15 protein-coding genes are annotated in these 16,734 nt (G+C 67.0%); 12 read left to right on the top strand and 3 right to left on the bottom strand.

The window, feature by feature from the left end; genetic code table 11:
• Positions 1-2 precede the first annotated feature (2 nt).
• The 3 genes from BP26_RS0101510 (at position 3) to folK (ending at position 3,808) form a co-directional block, all read left to right on the top strand.
• A complete protein-coding gene (locus tag BP26_RS0101510) occupies positions 3-1,643 on the top strand; it encodes an amidase family protein (protein WP_084182684.1) in 1,641 nt (546 codons plus the stop codon).
• Between the two features lie 214 nt (positions 1,644-1,857).
• Positions 1,858-3,312, top strand: coding sequence for a polynucleotide adenylyltransferase PcnB (gene pcnB / locus BP26_RS0101515; protein ID WP_245611666.1), 1,455 nt, complete (start codon positions 1,858-1,860; stop codon positions 3,310-3,312).
• A complete protein-coding gene (gene folK, locus BP26_RS0101520; RefSeq protein WP_245611667.1) occupies positions 3,260-3,808 on the top strand; it encodes a 2-amino-4-hydroxy-6-hydroxymethyldihydropteridine diphosphokinase in 549 nt (182 codons plus the stop codon). Before pcnB ends, folK begins: the two co-directional genes overlap by 53 nt.
• Positions 3,809-3,855: 47 nt before the next feature.
• Here the strand turns inward: folK and BP26_RS0101525 are convergent, their stop codons facing one another.
• Both BP26_RS0101525 and BP26_RS0101530 read right to left on the bottom strand, forming a co-directional pair.
• Positions 3,856-4,284 (bottom strand): TA system VapC family ribonuclease toxin, encoded by a 429-nt coding sequence (locus BP26_RS0101525; RefSeq protein ID WP_029918816.1) that lies wholly within the window; start codon positions 4,282-4,284, stop codon positions 3,856-3,858.
• On the bottom strand, positions 4,284-4,526 hold the full coding sequence (locus tag BP26_RS0101530; protein WP_029918817.1) for a hypothetical protein: 243 nt from the start codon (positions 4,524-4,526) through the stop codon (positions 4,284-4,286). The genes BP26_RS0101525 and BP26_RS0101530 overlap by 1 nt, the downstream gene beginning before the upstream one ends.
• Before the next feature lie 359 nt (positions 4,527-4,885).
• Here BP26_RS0101530 and panB point away from each other — a divergent pair, with 359 nt between their 5' ends.
• The 5 genes from panB (at position 4,886) to BP26_RS26320 (ending at position 10,039) form a co-directional block, all read left to right on the top strand.
• A complete protein-coding gene (gene panB, locus BP26_RS0101535) occupies positions 4,886-5,716 on the top strand; it encodes a 3-methyl-2-oxobutanoate hydroxymethyltransferase (RefSeq protein WP_029918818.1) in 831 nt (276 codons plus the stop codon).
• 74 nt (positions 5,717-5,790) lie between these two features.
• Positions 5,791-6,651 carry a pantoate--beta-alanine ligase gene (panC, locus tag BP26_RS0101540; RefSeq protein WP_029918819.1) on the top strand — a complete coding sequence of 287 codons (861 nt, stop codon included), beginning with the start codon at positions 5,791-5,793 and terminating at the stop codon, positions 6,649-6,651.
• 284 nt (positions 6,652-6,935) lie between these two features.
• Complete coding sequence (gene panD, locus BP26_RS0101545) at positions 6,936-7,316, top strand: aspartate 1-decarboxylase (protein ID WP_029918820.1); 381 nt, start codon at positions 6,936-6,938, stop codon at positions 7,314-7,316.
• Between the two features lie 74 nt (positions 7,317-7,390).
• Positions 7,391-9,028, top strand: a complete 1,638-nt coding sequence (pgi, locus tag BP26_RS0101550; protein WP_029918821.1) for a glucose-6-phosphate isomerase — start codon at positions 7,391-7,393, stop codon at positions 9,026-9,028.
• Positions 9,029-9,061: 33 nt separating this feature from the next.
• Positions 9,062-10,039 carry a PA2778 family cysteine peptidase gene (locus BP26_RS26320; RefSeq protein WP_157572304.1) on the top strand — a complete coding sequence of 326 codons (978 nt, stop codon included), beginning with the start codon at positions 9,062-9,064 and terminating at the stop codon, positions 10,037-10,039.
• A 56-nt stretch (positions 10,040-10,095) separates the two neighbouring features.
• Here BP26_RS26320 and queG read toward each other — a convergent pair whose 3' ends face one another.
• Complete coding sequence (gene queG, locus BP26_RS0101560; RefSeq protein WP_036515793.1) at positions 10,096-11,184, bottom strand: tRNA epoxyqueuosine(34) reductase QueG; 1,089 nt, start codon at positions 11,182-11,184, stop codon at positions 10,096-10,098.
• Positions 11,185-11,202: 18 nt separating this feature from the next.
• Here queG and BP26_RS0101565 point away from each other — a divergent pair, with 18 nt between their 5' ends.
• The 4 genes from BP26_RS0101565 (at position 11,203) to mutL (ending at position 16,719) form a co-directional block, all read left to right on the top strand.
• Entirely contained in the window at positions 11,203-12,681 is a 1,479-nt protein-coding gene (locus tag BP26_RS0101565) for an NAD(P)H-hydrate dehydratase (RefSeq protein ID WP_211254793.1), read from the top strand.
• Positions 12,678-13,157: a tRNA (adenosine(37)-N6)-threonylcarbamoyltransferase complex ATPase subunit type 1 TsaE gene (gene tsaE, locus BP26_RS0101570; RefSeq protein WP_036515796.1), complete on the top strand. Its 480-nt coding sequence runs from the start codon at positions 12,678-12,680 to the stop codon at positions 13,155-13,157. Before BP26_RS0101565 ends, tsaE begins: the two co-directional genes overlap by 4 nt.
• A gap of 154 nt (positions 13,158-13,311) precedes the next feature.
• Positions 13,312-14,790, top strand: a complete 1,479-nt coding sequence (locus tag BP26_RS0101575) for an N-acetylmuramoyl-L-alanine amidase (RefSeq protein WP_169740622.1) — start codon at positions 13,312-13,314, stop codon at positions 14,788-14,790.
• A gap of 90 nt (positions 14,791-14,880) precedes the next feature.
• Complete coding sequence (mutL, locus tag BP26_RS0101580; protein WP_157572315.1) at positions 14,881-16,719, top strand: DNA mismatch repair endonuclease MutL; 1,839 nt, start codon at positions 14,881-14,883, stop codon at positions 16,717-16,719.
• Positions 16,720-16,734 lie beyond the last annotated feature (15 nt).

Raw genomic sequence — 16,734 nt, forward strand, 5'->3', positions numbered from 1 at the left:
CCATGCACCACCCGTTGCGCGCCCCCGTCCCGTCCCTGCCTACCCGCCGGCTGCCGGCCCTCATCGGCGCGGCCCTGCTGTCCCTGACGGCGGCGCTGCCGGCACAGGCGCGGACCATCGACATCACCAACGCCACCATTGCCGAGGTCGAGGCGGCGATGCGTGACGGCTCGGTCAGCTCCGAGGCTTTGACCCAGGCCTATCTCAAGCGCGTCGAGGCCTACGACAAGGCCGGCCCGAAGATCAACACCGTCATCACCCTCAATCCCAAGGCGCTGGAGACGGCGCGGGCGCTCGATGCCGAGCGCAAGGCCGGCAAGGTGCGCGGTCCGCTGCACGGCATCCCGATCCTGGTGAAGGACAACTACAACACCTACGACCTGCCGACCACCGGCGGTTCGCAAACGCTGCTGGGCTCGATCCCGTCCAGCGATGCCTTCATGGTGAAGAAGCTGCGCGACGCCGGCGTGGTCATCGTCGCCAAGGTCAACCTGCACGAATTCGCTTATTCCGGCGGTGCGCCGAACGGCTACAGCTCGCTCGGCGGCCAGACCCTCAATCCCCACGATCTGACGCGCGGCCCCTCGGGTTCCAGCGCCGGCACCGGTGCCGGCATCGCCGCCGCCTTCGCCCAGTTCGGGCTCGGTACCGACACCGCCGGCTCGATCCGCAATCCCTCTTCGGCCAACGGCATCGCCGGACTCAAGCCGACGCGCGGGCTGCTCAGCCGCAGCGGTATCATCCCGCTGGCGCTGTCGTTCGACACCGGCGGCCCGATGGCGCGCAACGTCAGCGACCTGGCCGTATCGCTCGGCGTGATGACCGGCGTGGACAAGACCGACCCGGCCACCGCGGCCAGCGCCGGCCATTTCGAGACGGACTACACCAAGTACCTGAAGGCGGGTTCGCTCAAGGGCGCCCGCATCGGCGTGATGCGCGACTACATGGGGCAGAGCCCCGGCACCGATTTCGTGATGGAGCAGGCCATCGTGCGGCTGCAGCAGCTCGGCGCCACCGTGATCGACCCGGTGAAGCTGCCGGACTACCTGCTCAAGGGCATCGGCCCGCTGCACACCCTGATCATCGACGCCGAGTTCAAATCGCAGCTGGCCGATTACCTGGCCACGCTGGCGCCCGGCTTCCCGCGCACCCTGGCCGAGGTGGTGGCCAAAGCGCGCGATCCGCATACCGGCTACACCAGCCCGTGGAAGCGCGACGCCATGGCCAAGATGGACAAGGAAGCCCTGGCGCTGGACGATCCCGCCTACCTCGCGGCGCGCGACCAGGGCCTGGCTTCGACCACGGCGGTGGCCGAGAGCCTGTTCGCCAAGTACAAGCTCGACGCCATGGTCTACCCCTCGGTGCCGCGCCCGGCGTCGGTGATCGACGAACCCCGCCCGGCGCCCGGCGCGGGCAGTGGCGGCGCCTCCCCGGCGGCCCTGGCCAGCCAGACCGGCTTTCCGGACCTGATCGTGCCCGCGGGCATGACCGTCGAAGGCCTGCCGGTGACGATCTCCTTCATGGGACGCGCCTGGAGCGAGGGCAAGCTGCTCGGCTACGGCTACGATTTCGAGCAGGCCACGCAGGCCCGTGTGCTGCCGAAATACACGCCGGAGCTGCCCGGCGACCACCTCGGCAACTGAAACCGCGACGGGTGGGGCTGCCGGCCTGCCGTTGGCCGCGCAGCCCATGTTAGACTGCTGCTCAGGAATTTCCCTCGTGGACGCGCCCAATGGCGGGCGTTTCCGCCGATGCACCGCATCCGACGGGGGCTTGTGGCTGGAACGGCGATGTCGGCCGGGCGCCGAGGAATGAGTGCCGGTTTACACGAGGGCCCGCGCGCGCGGGCTTTTTCGTTTGACCGGCCAAGGGGGCTTTATCGTAAAGTTTTTCACACGCGCGGCGGCTTGGTTCGGCGCGCAATCGGGCAACGAGGTCAAGGAAGACAAGGAGCCGATCATCATCGAGCCGCTCCGCATTCCGCGGGATCAGCATCCGATCTCGCGTTCGAATATCTCCAACGGCAGCCTCAAGGTCCTGTACACGCTGAAGGACGCCGGCCACGAAGCCTACCTGGTGGGCGGCGCGGTGCGCGACCTGCTGGCCGACATCGAGCCGAAAGACTTCGACATCGCCACCAGCGCCCATCCCGACGAGATCCGCCGGCTGTTCCGCTCCTGCCGCCTGGTCGGCCGCCGCTTCCTCATCGCCCACGTGCGCATGGGCGAGGAGATTCTCGAAGTCACCACCTTCCGCGGCCCGATCACCGACAGCCACGAGCGCGACGAGACCGGCCGCATCCTGTCCGACAACGTCTACGGCACCCTGCAGGAAGATGCGTTCCGCCGCGATTTCACCGTCAACGCCCTGTATTACGACATCCGCGACTTTTCCATCGTCGATTTCGCCGGCGGCGTCGAGGACCTGCGGCAGCGCAGCCTGCGCCTGATCGGCGACCCGGAGCTGCGCTATCGCGAGGACCCGGTGCGCATGCTGCGCGCGGTGCGCATCGCCAACAAGCTGGGCTTCTCCATCGCCAAGGACACCGCCGAGCCGATCCACCGGCTGGCGTCCCTGCTGCGGGAAATTCCCCCGGCGCGCCTGTTCGACGAGGTGCTCAAGCTGTTCCTCAGCCGCGATGCGGTGGCCAACCTCAAGGGCCTGCGCAAGTACGGCCTGTTCAGCCACCTGCTGCCGTTGACCGACGAGGCGCTGGACGCGGACGGCCCCAGTGTCGAGACACTGATCAACCGCGCCCTGGCCAACACCGCCGCGCGCATCGTCGCCGACCAGCCGGTGACCCCGGCCTTCCTGTTCGCCGCCATGCTGTGGCCGGCCTATGCCAAGCGCCTGGAGCAACTGGAGCGCAAGCAGGGGCATGCGCCGCCGGTGGCGCAGGTGCAGGCGGCCGAGGAAGTCATCGCCCACCAGCAGCTGCGCATCGCCATCCCCAAGCGTTTTTCGCTGCCGATGCGCGAGATCTGGTCGTTGCAGCCGCGCTTCGAAAACCGCCGCGGCGCCCGGGTCAAGCGCCTGCTGAGCCATCCGCGTTTCCGCGCCGCCTACGACTTCCTGCTGCTGCGCGGCCAGTCCGGCGAACCCGGCGCGATGGAGCTGGCGGAGTGGTGGACGCAGGCGCAGAAGGGCGAAGACCTGCCGCCGCTGCCGCGCGAGGACCACGGCCGTGGTCCGGCGCCGGAGCAGGACGAGGCCCCGGGTGCACCCGGCGAGGCGCCGAAGAAGAAGCGCCGCCGCCGCGGTGGCCGTCGCCGCCGCAAGCCGGGTGAAGCGCCGGGTGGCGGAGAAGGCTAGAAACAAGACCAGGGCGTATATCGCCCTGGGCGCCAACCTGGGCGATCCGCCGGCACAGCTGCAGGCGGCGTTGCGCAGCCTGCGCAGTGCACCGGCGCTCGAAGTTGTTGCCGTCTCGCCGTTCTACCGCACGCCGCCGCTCGGTCCGCCCGGCCAGCCCGACTACTGCAACGCCGTCTGCGTGGTCGAGACCGCGCTGGAGCCGGAGGCGTTGCTCGACCTGCTGCAGGGCATCGAGAACGCCGCCGGCCGCAAGCGCGACGGCGAACGCTGGGGCCCGCGCCTGCTCGATCTCGATCTGTTGCACATGGAGGGCAGGGTGTCGCGGACGCCGCGCCTGACCCTGCCGCATCCTGAATTGCAGCGCCGTGCCTTCGTGCTGGTGCCGCTTGCTGAAATTGCCCCTGACCTTCTGATCCCAGGCCTTGGCAAAGTGCGTGATCTTGTCGCAGCAGTGGACCGATCGGGGGTTAAATCCGGGTTCGAATCCCGGTAGGAGCGCTACTTCCACCGGTTCGATCGTTGCGTTGCCGGTGTGTGTGGTTACAGCGCGATCAAGTGACGAGCCTGGGCTCCCATCACGGTAGCGAGCGAAATAGCGCGATCGAAGGTGACGAAACGGCCGTCATGAGCAACAGCCAGGGCGAGCAAGTAGGCGTCGGTCACCTGCTTGGCGTTGAGCAGTCTGGAGCGGTCGATTATCGCTGGATTCAGGAGGCTGACACTGTCTGCCCAAAATTCGTGATGCGGCGTCGCTGCGGCTGTCGCGAGCCTTTCCGCTACCTGCGCCGCCGGCAGTGGATTGGGGTATCTGGGCTGGGCGAGAATGCGAACGCAGCCGTTTTGCGTGATCGGACAGGATGCCCAGCCCCGATCGATATTTCCCGCGAGCCAGTCGGTAGCTGCGTTGTGATGGATATGATCGGCATCGAGCAATGCGATCAATACGTTGACGTCGAGCAGGGCTCGCATCAAGCACCCTCTTCGTCGCGCAATTCATCGATACGTGCATTGGTGACGACACCGCCGCGTGACGCGAACGGTTGAAATCCGGGAATTCGCTGCCCCTTCCCGGGTGCAGGAGCGGCCACGGCACCGGACAGTGCGCGGCGTCCAAGCTCGGAGATGATCGCGCCTGCGGTCTTGCCTTCGCGACGGGCCAGTTCCTTGGCCGCCGTCAGCACATCTTCATCGATGTCGAGTGTGGTGCGCATAGAGTTTGTCCGCGTGATATTGCATCTGATGATTGTGCATCAAATGCTAGGCTTCTGTGAGTAAATCCGCAATTTCCTGGGGGCAGGTGATTGATTTTGCGATGATTTGGTATCTCGGGAGCAGGCCGTTACACTTCTGCCGCAATAACGTGGCAAGAGGCCACGTCAACGGGCGCATGCCTTGGTGGGCCGCCCTCAGCTGTTCAAGCAATTCGATGCCGGGTGCATGTCTTGGTGGGCCACCCCGCATTGCCGATCCAGGTAACTTCCATGCAACCGACTGTGATTCAGTACGGCCAGCCCCTGTTTTGTTTTGAATCTTGCGGCGCCCTTTCCACCAGCCCGACCGGGAGACACCCATGAGCAGCCAGGCCAAACCCAGTTCCGCCATCCAGGTCGCCGAGTTGCGCCGCATGCGCGAGGCCGGCGAGAAGATCGTCGCCCTGACCTGTTACGACGCCAGCTTTGCCTATCTCGAAGACCGCGCCGGTGTCGACGTGGTGCTGGTGGGCGATTCGCTCGGCATGGTGATCCAGGGCCGTAACTCCACCACCGCAGTGACGGTGACCGATATCGCCTACCACTCGCGCCTGGTGGCGCCGTTCCTGCAGCGCGCCTTCCTGGTCTCGGACCTGCCGTTCCTCTCCTTCGCCACGCGTGAGCGTGCGCTCGACGCTTCGCAGCGGCTGATGCAGGAAGGCGGGGCCAAGATGGTCAAGCTCGAAGGCGGCCGTGAGCAGGCCGATATCGTCGAATATCTTTCGGTGCGCGGTGTGCCGGTGTGTGCGCATCTGGGCCTGCAGCCGCAGCTGATTCACAAGATGGGCGCCTTCAAGGTGCAGGGCCGCGAGGACGCCGCCGCCGAGGCGATGGTGCGCGACGCCAAGATATTGGAGGAAGCCGGCGCCGACCTGATGGTGCTTGAGTGCATCCCCAGCAGCCTGGGCAAGCGCATCACCGAACAGGCGCATATCCCGGTGATCGGTATCGGCGCCGGCCCGGACGTGAGCGGCCAGATCCTGGTGCTGCAGGACATCCTCAACATCTCGCCCATGGTCACGCTCGGCCACAAGCCGCGCTTCGTCAAGAACTACATGGAAGGCGCGCCGGACATCGAGGGCGCCATCCGCGCCTATGTGCAGGAAGTCCGCAGCGGCAAGTATCCTGCGCCGGAACACTGTTTCCAGTGACATAAGTCATAATTTCGGGTGTTCCCACGGCGCAGACCGGACCGAACTGGTCTGCGCCTTACCTGCCTGAATCCATGCGCATCGTCCACAAAGTTTCCGAACTGCACACCGAACTGGCCGAATGGCGCAGCCGGCGTGAAACCGTTGCGCTGGTGCCGACCATGGGCAATCTGCACGGCGGCCACCTCAGCCTGGTGGAGCGTGCACGCCAGCTCGGCGAATGCGTGGCGGTCAGCGTCTTCGTCAATCCGCTGCAATTCGGTCCCAACGAGGATTTCCAGCGCTATCCGCGCACCCTGGAAGCCGATGCGAAGCTGCTGCGCGAAGCCGGTGCCGACCTTTTGTTCGCGCCCGCCGTGTCGGATGTTTACCCGGCGGGCTATCCGCCGGCCACCACGGTGCGGGTCGGCGGTGCGCTCACCGAAATCCTCGACGGCCATTTCCGTCCGGGCCATTTCGAGGGCGTGGCCACGGTGGTCAATATCCTGTTCAACCTGGTACGGCCTGACGTGGCCGTGTTCGGCGAGAAAGATTGGCAGCAGCTGCAGGTGGTCCGCCGCATGGTGGCTGACCTCGGCATGCCCTTGCGCATCGCCGGTGCGCAGACCCTGCGTGATGCCGACGGGCTGGCGCTGAGCTCGCGCAATCAGTATCTGAATCCGCGGGAGCGTGCCCTGGCGCCGCGTTTGTATGCAGCCCTGGCGGCGATCGGCGAAGGGCTCAGGGCCGGCCGCCGCGATTTTGAGGCCCTCTGCGCCGAGCAGTGGGCGGCGCTGGAAAGCGCTGGATTCCGTCCCCAGTATCTGGAGGTGCGGGCGCCCGACCTGGGTGTGCCGCAGGCGGATGCGGCGGCCTTCGCGATCCTGGCGGCGGCGCATCTGGGTACCACGCGGCTCATCGACAATTTGCAGATCAGGGTTGACGGACCGGCCTGAGGTTCATATTTCAAGGCCCTGATTTATTGAATGTTTGTGCGAGGTTTCTGAAGGTTGTGGGAGTTTTTTGCCACTGCCGCCGTTTGTCGGACCGGTTCTATGCTTAGGTCCGCAGGGTTGGCGTCCGCGATCCGGACGGTTACACTTTCGTTATTGAACTGTGACCGATGTCACAGCCGATGGGCGTATGTCTTTTTGGGCCGCCCTTGATGTTATCTGTAGTCGATTTCGGGTGTATGTCTTCGTGGGCCGCCCGGGGTCTCCCAAACATCCAGGAATACGCCATGCAACTGACTATGCTCAAGTGCAAACTGCACCGCGCCCGCGTGACCCACGCTGAACTCGACTACGAAGGCTCCTGCGCCATCGACGGTCGCCTGCTCGATCTCGCCGGTATCCACGAATACGAGCAGATCCAGATCTACAACGTCGGCAACGGCGAGCGCTTCACCACCTACGCCATCCGCGCCGAGAACGGCAGCGGCATCATCTCGGTCAACGGCGCTGCCGCCCATAAGGCCCGCGTCGGCGATCGCGTCATCATCTGCAGCTACTGCGATGTCGATGCGCGCGAGGCCAAGGTGCACAAGCCGAAGCTGGTGTATCTCGACGAAGGCAACCGCGTGACGCGCACTGCTAACACGATCCCGGTTCAAGCCGCCTAAAGACGTTTTCGCTAGATATCGGAGGTCCAGGCCCAGTAAGCTTGGACCTCTTTTTTATTGCCTGCGATCTTGTGATGTCCTCTTTGACCGAAAGCCCGGCCTGGATAGCCTTGCGGAAGCATGCGGCGCAGCTGGCCGAAGGCAATATTTCCGACCTGTTCGGCGCCGATGCGCAGCGGCCGCAGCGCTTTTCCGCCGAGGCGGCGGGAATCTATCTCGATTATTCCAAGCAGCAGGCTGACGAGCAGGCGCTGAAGCTGCTGCTGGTGCTGGCGGAACAGCAGAACTTGTCGGGCTGGATCGGGCGCATGTTTGCGGGCGAAGCCATCAACCAGACCGAGAATCGCGCGGCGTTTCACGTCGCCTTGCGCGCGCCGCGGGATGCCGCTATGCGGATCGGTGGGCGCGATGTGGGCCCGCAGGTGCACGGCGTGCTGGATCGGGTCTGCGCCTTCGCCGAGCAGGTCCGCTCCGGCAACTGGCTCGGCGCGAGCGGATGCGCCATCACCGATGTGGTCAATATCGGCATCGGCGGTTCGGATCTGGGTCCGCGCATGGTGTGCCGGGCGCTGACCGGGCATGCGGATGGTCCGCGGGTGCATTTCGTCGCCAACGTCGACGGCGCCCAGCTGACCGCGGTGCTGCATGGCCTGGAGCCGGCGACGACGCTGTTCATCGTCACCTCCAAGATGTTCACCACGCTGGAGACCATGGCCAATGCCGGCGCGGCGCGGCGCTGGCTGGTGGCGGCACTGGGCGAGGGCGCGGTGGGCCGCCATTTCGTCGCGGTATCCACCAGCAGCAAGGAGGTGGCGAAGTTCGGCATCGACGCCGCCAACATGTTCGAGTTCTGGGACTGGGTCGGCGGGCGCTATTCCTTGTGGTCGGCGGTGGGACTGTCGATCGCCGTCGCCATCGGCGCCGCGCGTTTCCGCGAGTTGCTCGCCGGTGCGCATGCCATGGATGCGCATTTCCGCAGCGCACCGCTGGAGAAGAACCTGCCGGTGCTGCTGGGCCTGTTGGCGGTGTGGAACCGCAATTGTCTGGGCGCCCGCTTCGGCGCGCGCAGCCAGGTGGTCGCGCCGTATGCGCAGGACCTGGAATTCTTCGTGCCCTGGCTGCAGCAGCTGGAGATGGAATCCAACGGCAAGAGCATCGACCGCCAGGGACAGGCGGTGGACTACGCCACCACTCCCGCGCTTTGGGGCGATGTCGGTACCAATGGCCAGCATGCCTTCTTCCAGATGCTGCACCAGGGGCCGGCCATCCACCCGGTGGATTTCATCCTGCCGCTGCGCGCCGCGCACGCGCTGGAAGAGCAGCAACGCATGCTCATCGCCAACTGCCTGGCGCAGAGCGCCGCGCTGATGCTGGGCAAGACGCCGCAGCAGGTACGCACCGAACTTCAGGGCAAGGGCCTGGAGGGAGAGACGCTGGAAGCCGCGCTGCCGCATCGCGTGTTCAGCGGCAACCGTCCCAGCAATACCCTGTTGCTGCCGCAGCTCGATCCGCATCACTTGGGCGCGCTGCTGGCACTGTACGAACATCGCACCTTCGTGCAGAGCGTGATCTGGAACATCAACGCCTTCGACCAATGGGGCGTGGAACTGGGCAAGCAGCTGGCGCAGTCGGTGTTGGCGGCGATGGCGGGCGACGCCGGCGTCAGCCTGGACCCGTCGACCCGCACTTTGCTGGCGCGCAGCGGTCAATAGTTCTCTCCCCTGTATTTTTGACAGGATTGCCCCGTGCTTCCGTCCCATTCCAATTCACGCCTTGTCCACGCCCTTGCCTTGTGGTGCCTGGCCGTTCTTGCCGGATGCGCAGCCGGTCCGCAGCTGCGTGACTACCACGTCAACGGGGCGGCGGTGGATCTGAAGGAAGTGCCGTTCTATCCGCAGGAGGGTTACCAGGGCGGTCCTGCCGCGCTGGCGATGATGCTGGCGGCGAACGGCGCACAGGTGGCGCCGGCCGATCTGGTCAGCCTGGTCTACGAGCCCAAGACCAACGATACCCCGCAGGGCTATATGCACAGCGCCGCGGCCCATTACGGGCGCGTGCCCTATGTGCTGAAGTCGAAACAGCTCGACCTCGACGTGGTGCACCAGGTGCAGGCCGGTCATCCGGTGCTGGTGCTGCTGCGGGAAGGCCTGGTGCTGAAGCAGTGGCAATACGCCGTGGTGCTGGGTGTCGATCCCGGCGCCAGCACGTTCACGTTGCGCACCGGCACCGAGCAGCGCCGGGTGATGAGCTACGGCGATTTCCTCGCTGCCTGGCACGACAGCAGTTACTGGGCCATGTTGACCGCGCTGCCGGCTGAAATTCCGGAGGCGGCCTCCGCGCAGGACTGGCTGACCGGCGCTGATCTGATCGAACGGGAGGGTAAGCCCGACGCCGCCGCGCAGGCCTATGCTGCGGTCACGCGGCGCTGGCCGAATGAGGCGCAGGCCTGGGCCGGGCTGGGCCGCAACGATTACGCCATCCACAACCTGCGTGGCGCCACGCTTGCCTTCAACACGGCCATCACCTTGCAGCCGGATAATGCCGCCGCGCATCACGGCTTGGCCAAGGCGCTGCTCGACCGGCAATGCGCCGATCAGGCCGAGGACGAAGTCAATCGCGCACTGGAACTGGAGCGCACGCCCAATCTGCGCGCCTCTTACCAGCAGACGCAGCGCGAAGTGGCAAAGCATTCGGGGCCGTCGGTGGTGTGTCCGCTGGAGTGAAGCCGGAAATCGGGAATGGAGAATCGGGAATCGCAAAGCGCTGACGCTTCAGCTTTTCACGATTTCCGATTCTCCATTCCCGATTCCCATGCGGTTTGCTGCCTGAGCGCCCACTGCGTGTGTTCGCGCACCAGCTCGTCGTTGTCCTGCGCGCGCGCATTCAAGGCTGCAAGCACCGCTGCGGTGGCTGGTGCATTGCCCAACGCCACGGCGATGTTGCGCAGAAAGCCGTGGTAGCCGGCGCGTCGCATCGCCATCCCCTCGGTTTTGCGCGACCACTCCTCCTCGCTCCAGGCGAACAGTTCGGTCAGCTTGGCCGTGTCCAGCCCATGCCGCGGTGCGAAGTCGGGATCGGTGCTGACCTGGGCGTAGCGGTTCCAGGGGCAGACCAGCTGGCAGTCGTCGCAGCCGAAGATGCGGTTGCCCATCAGCGGCCGCAGTTCCTCCGGAATCGGGCCGCGATTCTCGATGGTGAGATAGGAAACACAGCGGCGCGCATCGAGCTTGTAGGGGCCGACGATGGCCTGCGTCGGGCAGATGTCGATGCAGGCCGTGCAGCTGCCGCAGAGATTGGTCGGCGCTGCGACATCGGCGGTGAGAGGCAGGTCGGTGTAGATCTCGCCGAGGAAGAACCATGAGCCGGCTTCGCGCGTCAGCAGCAGCGTGTTCTTGCCGATCCAGCCGAGGCCGGCGTTGCGCGCCAGGGCTTTTTCCAGTGAAGGCGCGCTGTCGGAAAATACGCGGTAGCCGTGCGGGCCGATCTCCACGGCGATGCGCTCGGCCAGCTTCTTCAGCCGCGAGCGCATCAGCTTGTGGTAATCGCGGCCCAAGGCATAGCGCGAAATGTAGGCGCGCTCGCCGTCCGCCAGGTTGGCTTCAGCCGCGTCCGCCGGCGGCTGGTAGTCGAGCCGCGCGCTGATCGCCGACAGCGTGCCGGGGCGCAGCTTGGCCGGATTCGCGCGCATCTCCGGATCGCGCGCCATGTATTCCATTTCACCGTGCCAGCCGTCCGCCAGCCAGCGTTCGAGTTGCGCGCGGTCCGCTTCCAGGGACAGCGGCGCGATGGCGGCGTCGGCGAAGCCGTATTCGCGCGCCCAGGCTTTAATTCGCGCGGGCAGGTCGGTGGGAAGGGAAGCGGAGGTCACTATACTGATGTCATGACGATGATCGACCACCGATTGTATGCCGCCGCACAGGTGCGCGAGCTGGATCGCCGCACCATCGAGGACCACGGTATCCCCGGCTATACCCTGATGCGCCGCGCAGCGGCGGCGGCCTGGAATGCGGCGCACGACCGCTGGCCGCTGCTGCGTACGGTGGCGGTGGTCGCCGGATCCGGCAACAACGGCGGCGACGGCTACGAGATCGCGCGTCTGGCGCAGGCCGCCGGTTGCAAGGTGCGCGTCTGCGAGATCGACGGGCATGCACCCAAGGGGGATGCCGCTACGGCCCGCACGGCCTGGCTGGGGCAGGGCGCCATCGAGCGTTTTGAGGATGCCGGTGATGACTTCTTCAAGGCCGATCTGATCGTCGATGCCATTTTCGGCACCGGCCTATCGCGCCCGCCGCAGGGCGCGGCACTCGCCGCAATCGAAGCCATCGCGCGGGCGCGCGGGCAGGGTGCCCTGGTGCTGGCGGTGGACATTCCTTCCGGCTTGCAGGCCGACACCGGGGCGATTCTCGGCCAGGCGGTTCGCGCCGACCTCACCGTCACCTTCATCGGCCGCAAGCTGGGCCTGCATACCGGGCAAGGGCCGGGTTGCACCGGCCCCGTCGTGTTCGATGCACTGGAAGTGCCCGCTGCGGTCTACGGGGATATCGCGCCGCTGGCGCGCCTGCTGGATGCGGACGATCTGCGCCGTTGGCTACCGCCGCGGCCACGCACCTCGCACAAGGGTGACAACGGCCATGTCCTGGTCATCGGCGGTGACGCCGGCACCATCGGCGCGGTGCTGCTGGCGGCCCGCGCCGCCATGCGCGCCGGCGCCGGCCTGATCAGCGTCGCCACCCGCGCCGCGCACGCGCCGCTGCTGACGGCGGCGCAGCCGGAACTGATGTGCCGCGGTGTCGAAGCGGCGGGTGAGCTGCAAACCGCCATTGGCCGCGCCGACGTGATCGCCATCGGCCCGGGCCTTGGGCAGGGGGAGTGGGGGCGCATGGCCTGCGCCGAAGCCTTCAGCGCCGGCAAGCCCCTGGTGGTCGATGCCGATGCCTTGAATCTGCTGGCGCAGGCTCCTCAACGCAACGAACGGTGGATCCTGACGCCCCATCCGGGCGAGGCCGGGCGCCTGCTTGGCATCTCCACGGCCGAAGTCCAGGCCGACCGGTTGAAAGCGACGGGCGAACTGCGGCAGCGCTACGGTGGGGTGGCCCTGCTCAAGGGCGCCGGCACCCTGGTGCAGGGCGCGGACGAACCGGTACTCTGCCCTTACGGTAACCCCGGCATGGGCGTGGGAGGTATGGGCGACGCCCTGACCGGCATCGCCGCGGCTTTCCTCGCCCAGGGCTTGAATCCCGAGAACGCCGGCGCCGCTGCCGTCCTGGCACATGCGCTGGCCGGCGATCGTGCCGCTCGCGACGGCGAACGCGGCCTGGTGCCGTCGGACCTGATCGAGGCCCTGCGCGCGGTGGTGAATCCTTGAGCGGAACGTCCGTCCGCCTCGACCTGGCCGATGCCGCAGCCACCGAGGCGATGGGCGCACGGCTGGCGCGCGCCCTCATCGGCTGCGCCGGCCTCGTAGTGTTCCTGCACGGCGACCTCGGCGCCGGCAAGACCACCCTGGTGCGCGGCTGGTTGCGCGAACTGGGCGCCAGCGGCGCCATCCGCAGCCCTACCTACACCCTGGTCGAGCCCTACGAATTGGCCGGTCGCAGCCTGCTGCATCTGGACCTTTACCGCCTGTCCGATGCCGCCGAACTGGAGCAGCTGGGCGTGTACGATACGCCCCCCGAAAGCTCGGTCTGGCTGGTGGAATGGCCGGAACGCGGCGCCGGCCAGCTGCCGACGGCGGACTTGAAGATCTTCCTGCAAGCCGCTGGCACGGGCCGGGAAATCCGTCTCGAATCCACTCCGGCGCTGGCTCCGATTTTGGCCGCCGCGGGCCTGTTGCCGGGGTGATTTCCCGCCTTCCGGCCCACAATAAACTTGAAGTGTCTGGCAGTACTTGTTGATTAAGCAAAGAAAATTGTTGAATTATCCGGCTGGCGGCGCTATCTTTCCCAGGTCATCGCCCGTCGGGGGCTTCATGCGTCGGTACGTTGGACCTGCAATCATGCTGCTGTTCGTCGCCTGCGCGCACGCAGGCGAGCTGCGTGAAGTGCGCCTGCTCGACAGCGCCGAAAGCACCCGCGTCGTGTTCGATCTCGACGCCCGCGCCGACAACAACGTCTTCACCCTGAGCAACCCGGACCGGGTGGTCATCGACATCGCCGATGCCAGGCGCGGGCGTGCGCTCAATCTCAACCAGGGCCCCAAGGGCATCGTCAAGAGCGTGCGCTCCGGCCCGCATGAGGGCGGCCTGCGCGTGGTGCTGGACCTGAGCCAGGCGGCCACGCCCAAGAGCTTCGGCCTGCAGCCCAGCGGCGGCTTCGGCTACCGTCTGATTCTCGACCTGTACCCGCAGGGCGCTGCTTCCATGCCGGCGATGGTGACGGCCTCGGCCGCTCCGGCCGGTGCCTCCGCTGGCCTGCCGCCTTCCGCAGCGACCGCCGCCGCCCCGGCGCCGGCTGCCGCCCCGGCGCCGGCTGCCGCCCCGGCCGGCGCGCCCGCACAGTTCGCCATGGCCGCCCCCGCACCGCCGCCGCCCCCGGTATCGGCGCCGCAGCCGGCCGCGCCCACCAGCGCCGCGGTCAATGCGCCCATCAATGCCAATACGCCACCAGTCGCGGTGCCCAGCGCTTCGGCGGCGGCGAGTGCACGTGACGCCGTGCCACTGGGTGTGAAGCCCATCGTCATTGCCGTTGACGCCGGCCATGGCGGCGTCGACCCCGGCGCCCAGGGCCGCAGCGGCCTGCAGGAAAAGAACGTCACCCTGGCCATCGCCCGCCAGCTGGCCAGGCGCATCAACGCGCAGCCCGGCATGCGCGCGGTACTGACCCGCGACGGCGACTACTACGTCGACCTGCGCCAGCGCACCATCCGCGCCCGCCAGGCCCAGGCCGACCTGTTCGTGTCGATCCACGCCAATTCCTACCGCGACCGCGACATGCGCGGCACCGCGGTCTACGTGCTGTCCGACCACGGCGCCACCACCGAGCAGGCGCGCTGGCTGGCCAACCACGAAAACGCGGCCGACCTTGTCGGCGGCGTCGACCTGCACGACAAGGACGACCGGCTGGCGGCGGTGCTGCTCGACATCTCGCAGTCGGCCACCATGGATGCAAGCTTCGACCTCGGCAACCGCCTGTTGGACTCGCTGCACAAGGTCAACGAATTGCAGAAACCGATGGTGCAGCAGGCCGGCTTCATGGTGCTGAAGTCGCCGGATATCCCCTCGGTGCTGGTGGAGACGGCCTTCATCAGCAATCCGCGTGAGGAGCAGATGCTGCGCAGTCCGGATTACCAAGTGCAATTCGCCGACGGCATTTTCGAAGGCATCAAGGGCTATTTCTCGCGCTACCGTCCGCTGCAGCAGCAACAGCTGGTGGCGGTGACGCAGCCGGATCGCCCGGCCGAACCGCGGCGCCGTGCGCGCGGCAAGGCCATGCCGGTGAGCTACGAGCACAGCGCGCGCAGCGAAAGCGACAACTAGAGCTATCTTCGTAGCCTTAAGGCCCGGGCACAGAATGCCCGGGCCTTCCTTTATCCTAGGCGCCATGATTCAGTCGAGCGCGCCGTGACCATCCCCGCTGTGACCATTCAGGTTCTCCCTGACCAGCTCATCAACCAGATCGCGGCAGGTGAGGTGGTCGAGCGCCCCTCCGCCGTCGTCAAGGAACTGGTCGAGAACAGCCTCGACGCCGGCGGCCGCCATATCGAGATCGAAGTGGAGCAGGGCGGCCTCGGGCTGATCCGCATCCGCGACGACGGCGGCGGCATCCCGCGCGAGCAGCTGGCCACGGCCCTGCAGCGCCACGCCACCAGCAAGATCGCCTCGCTGGAAGACCTGGAGAGCGTCGCCAGCCTCGGCTTCCGCGGCGAGGCGCTGCCCAGCATCCTCTCGGTGTCCCGTTTCGCCCTGACCTCGCGCACCGCGCAGGACGCGCATGGCTGGCGCATCGGCGGCGCGGGCGCGGTCGATGCCAGCGAGCCGCAGGCCGCCGCGCACGCGGTGGGTACCACGGTGGAAGTGCGCGACCTGTTCTTCAACACCCCGGCGCGGCGCAAGTTCATGCGCGCCGAGTCCACCGAATTCCGCCATATCGACCAGCTGGCACGGCGCCTGGCCCTGGCGCGCTTCGACCTGCGCCTGGCCCTGCGCCACAACGGCCGCCGGGCGCTGGATCTTTCGCCCGCGACCGACGATGCCGCGCGCGAAGCGCGCATCGCCGAGGTCTGCAGCGAAGAATTCATGGCCAATGCGGTGATGCTGGACGAATCGCGCCTGGGCTTCCGCCTGTGGGGTTGGGTGGCGCTGCCCAGCTTCGCGCGGGCACAGCCGGACCTGCAGTTCCTCTACGTCAACGGCCGCATGGTGCGCGACAAGCTGCTCGGTCATGCCTTGCGCCGCGCCTATGCGGACGTGCTGCACTCCACCCGCTACCCGGCCTTCGTACTGTTTCTCGAACTCGATCCCGCCGGCGTCGATGTCAATGTGCACCCGGCCAAGACCGAGGTGCGCTTCCGCCAGTCGGCACAGGTGCATGACTTCCTGTTCGGCTGCGTGCACCAGTTGCTGCGCCGTATCCGTCCCGATCCGCTGCAGCACCACCGGGTGGAACTGCATGCGCCGGCCGAGGCGGCGCCCGATCCGGTGCAGGAGCCCCTGCGTTACGCTCGCCCGGCTTCATATGGCGGCAGCGCAAGTCAGTTCGGCGGCAGCAATTTTTCGGAAATCCGCGAGCCGGCACCGACACTGGCTTCCACCGCCTGGCCGCTCTACGCCGGCGCGAATTCACCTGCGGCGGATGGCAACGGCGCCATGGCGGTGGCACAGCAGCCACTGGGCCGCGCCCTGGCGCAGCTGCACGGGGTCTTCATCCTGGCCGAGAACCGCACCGGCCTGGTGCTGGTCGACGCCCACGCCGCGCACGAGCGCGTGCTGTACGAACGTTACAAACACCAGCTCGAAAGCGGCGGCATCCCGGCGCAAGCCCTGTTGGTGCCGGAGGTGGTGCGGGTGGGCGAGGCCGAGGCCGACCAGCTCGAAACGCAGCGCGAAGCGTTGTCGAGGCTGGGCCTGGTCATCGACCGCGCCGGACCGGAAGCGGTGACGGTGCGCGCGCTGCCGCCGCTGCTGGCCAAGACCGATCTCGGCGCGCTGCTGCGCTCGCTGTGCGGCGAGGACGGCGACAGCGAATCGCATTTCGGCGAAGTGCTCGATGCCCAGCACCGCATCCTCGCCGACATGGCCTGCCGCAGCGCCATCAAGGCCAACCGCCGCCTGACCCTGCCGGAAATGGACGCCCTGCTGCGCGACATGGAAACCACCGAACTCTCCGGCCAATGCAATCACGGCCGTCCGACCTGGGTGCAGGTCGGCGCCGAGGACCTGGATCGACTGTTTTTGCGAGGCCGCTGAGCTACTGCGCCGGAC

The sequence above is a fragment of the Nevskia soli DSM 19509 genome, assembly GCF_000711955.1.
Lineage (GTDB): Bacteria > Pseudomonadota > Gammaproteobacteria > Nevskiales > Nevskiaceae > Nevskia > Nevskia soli.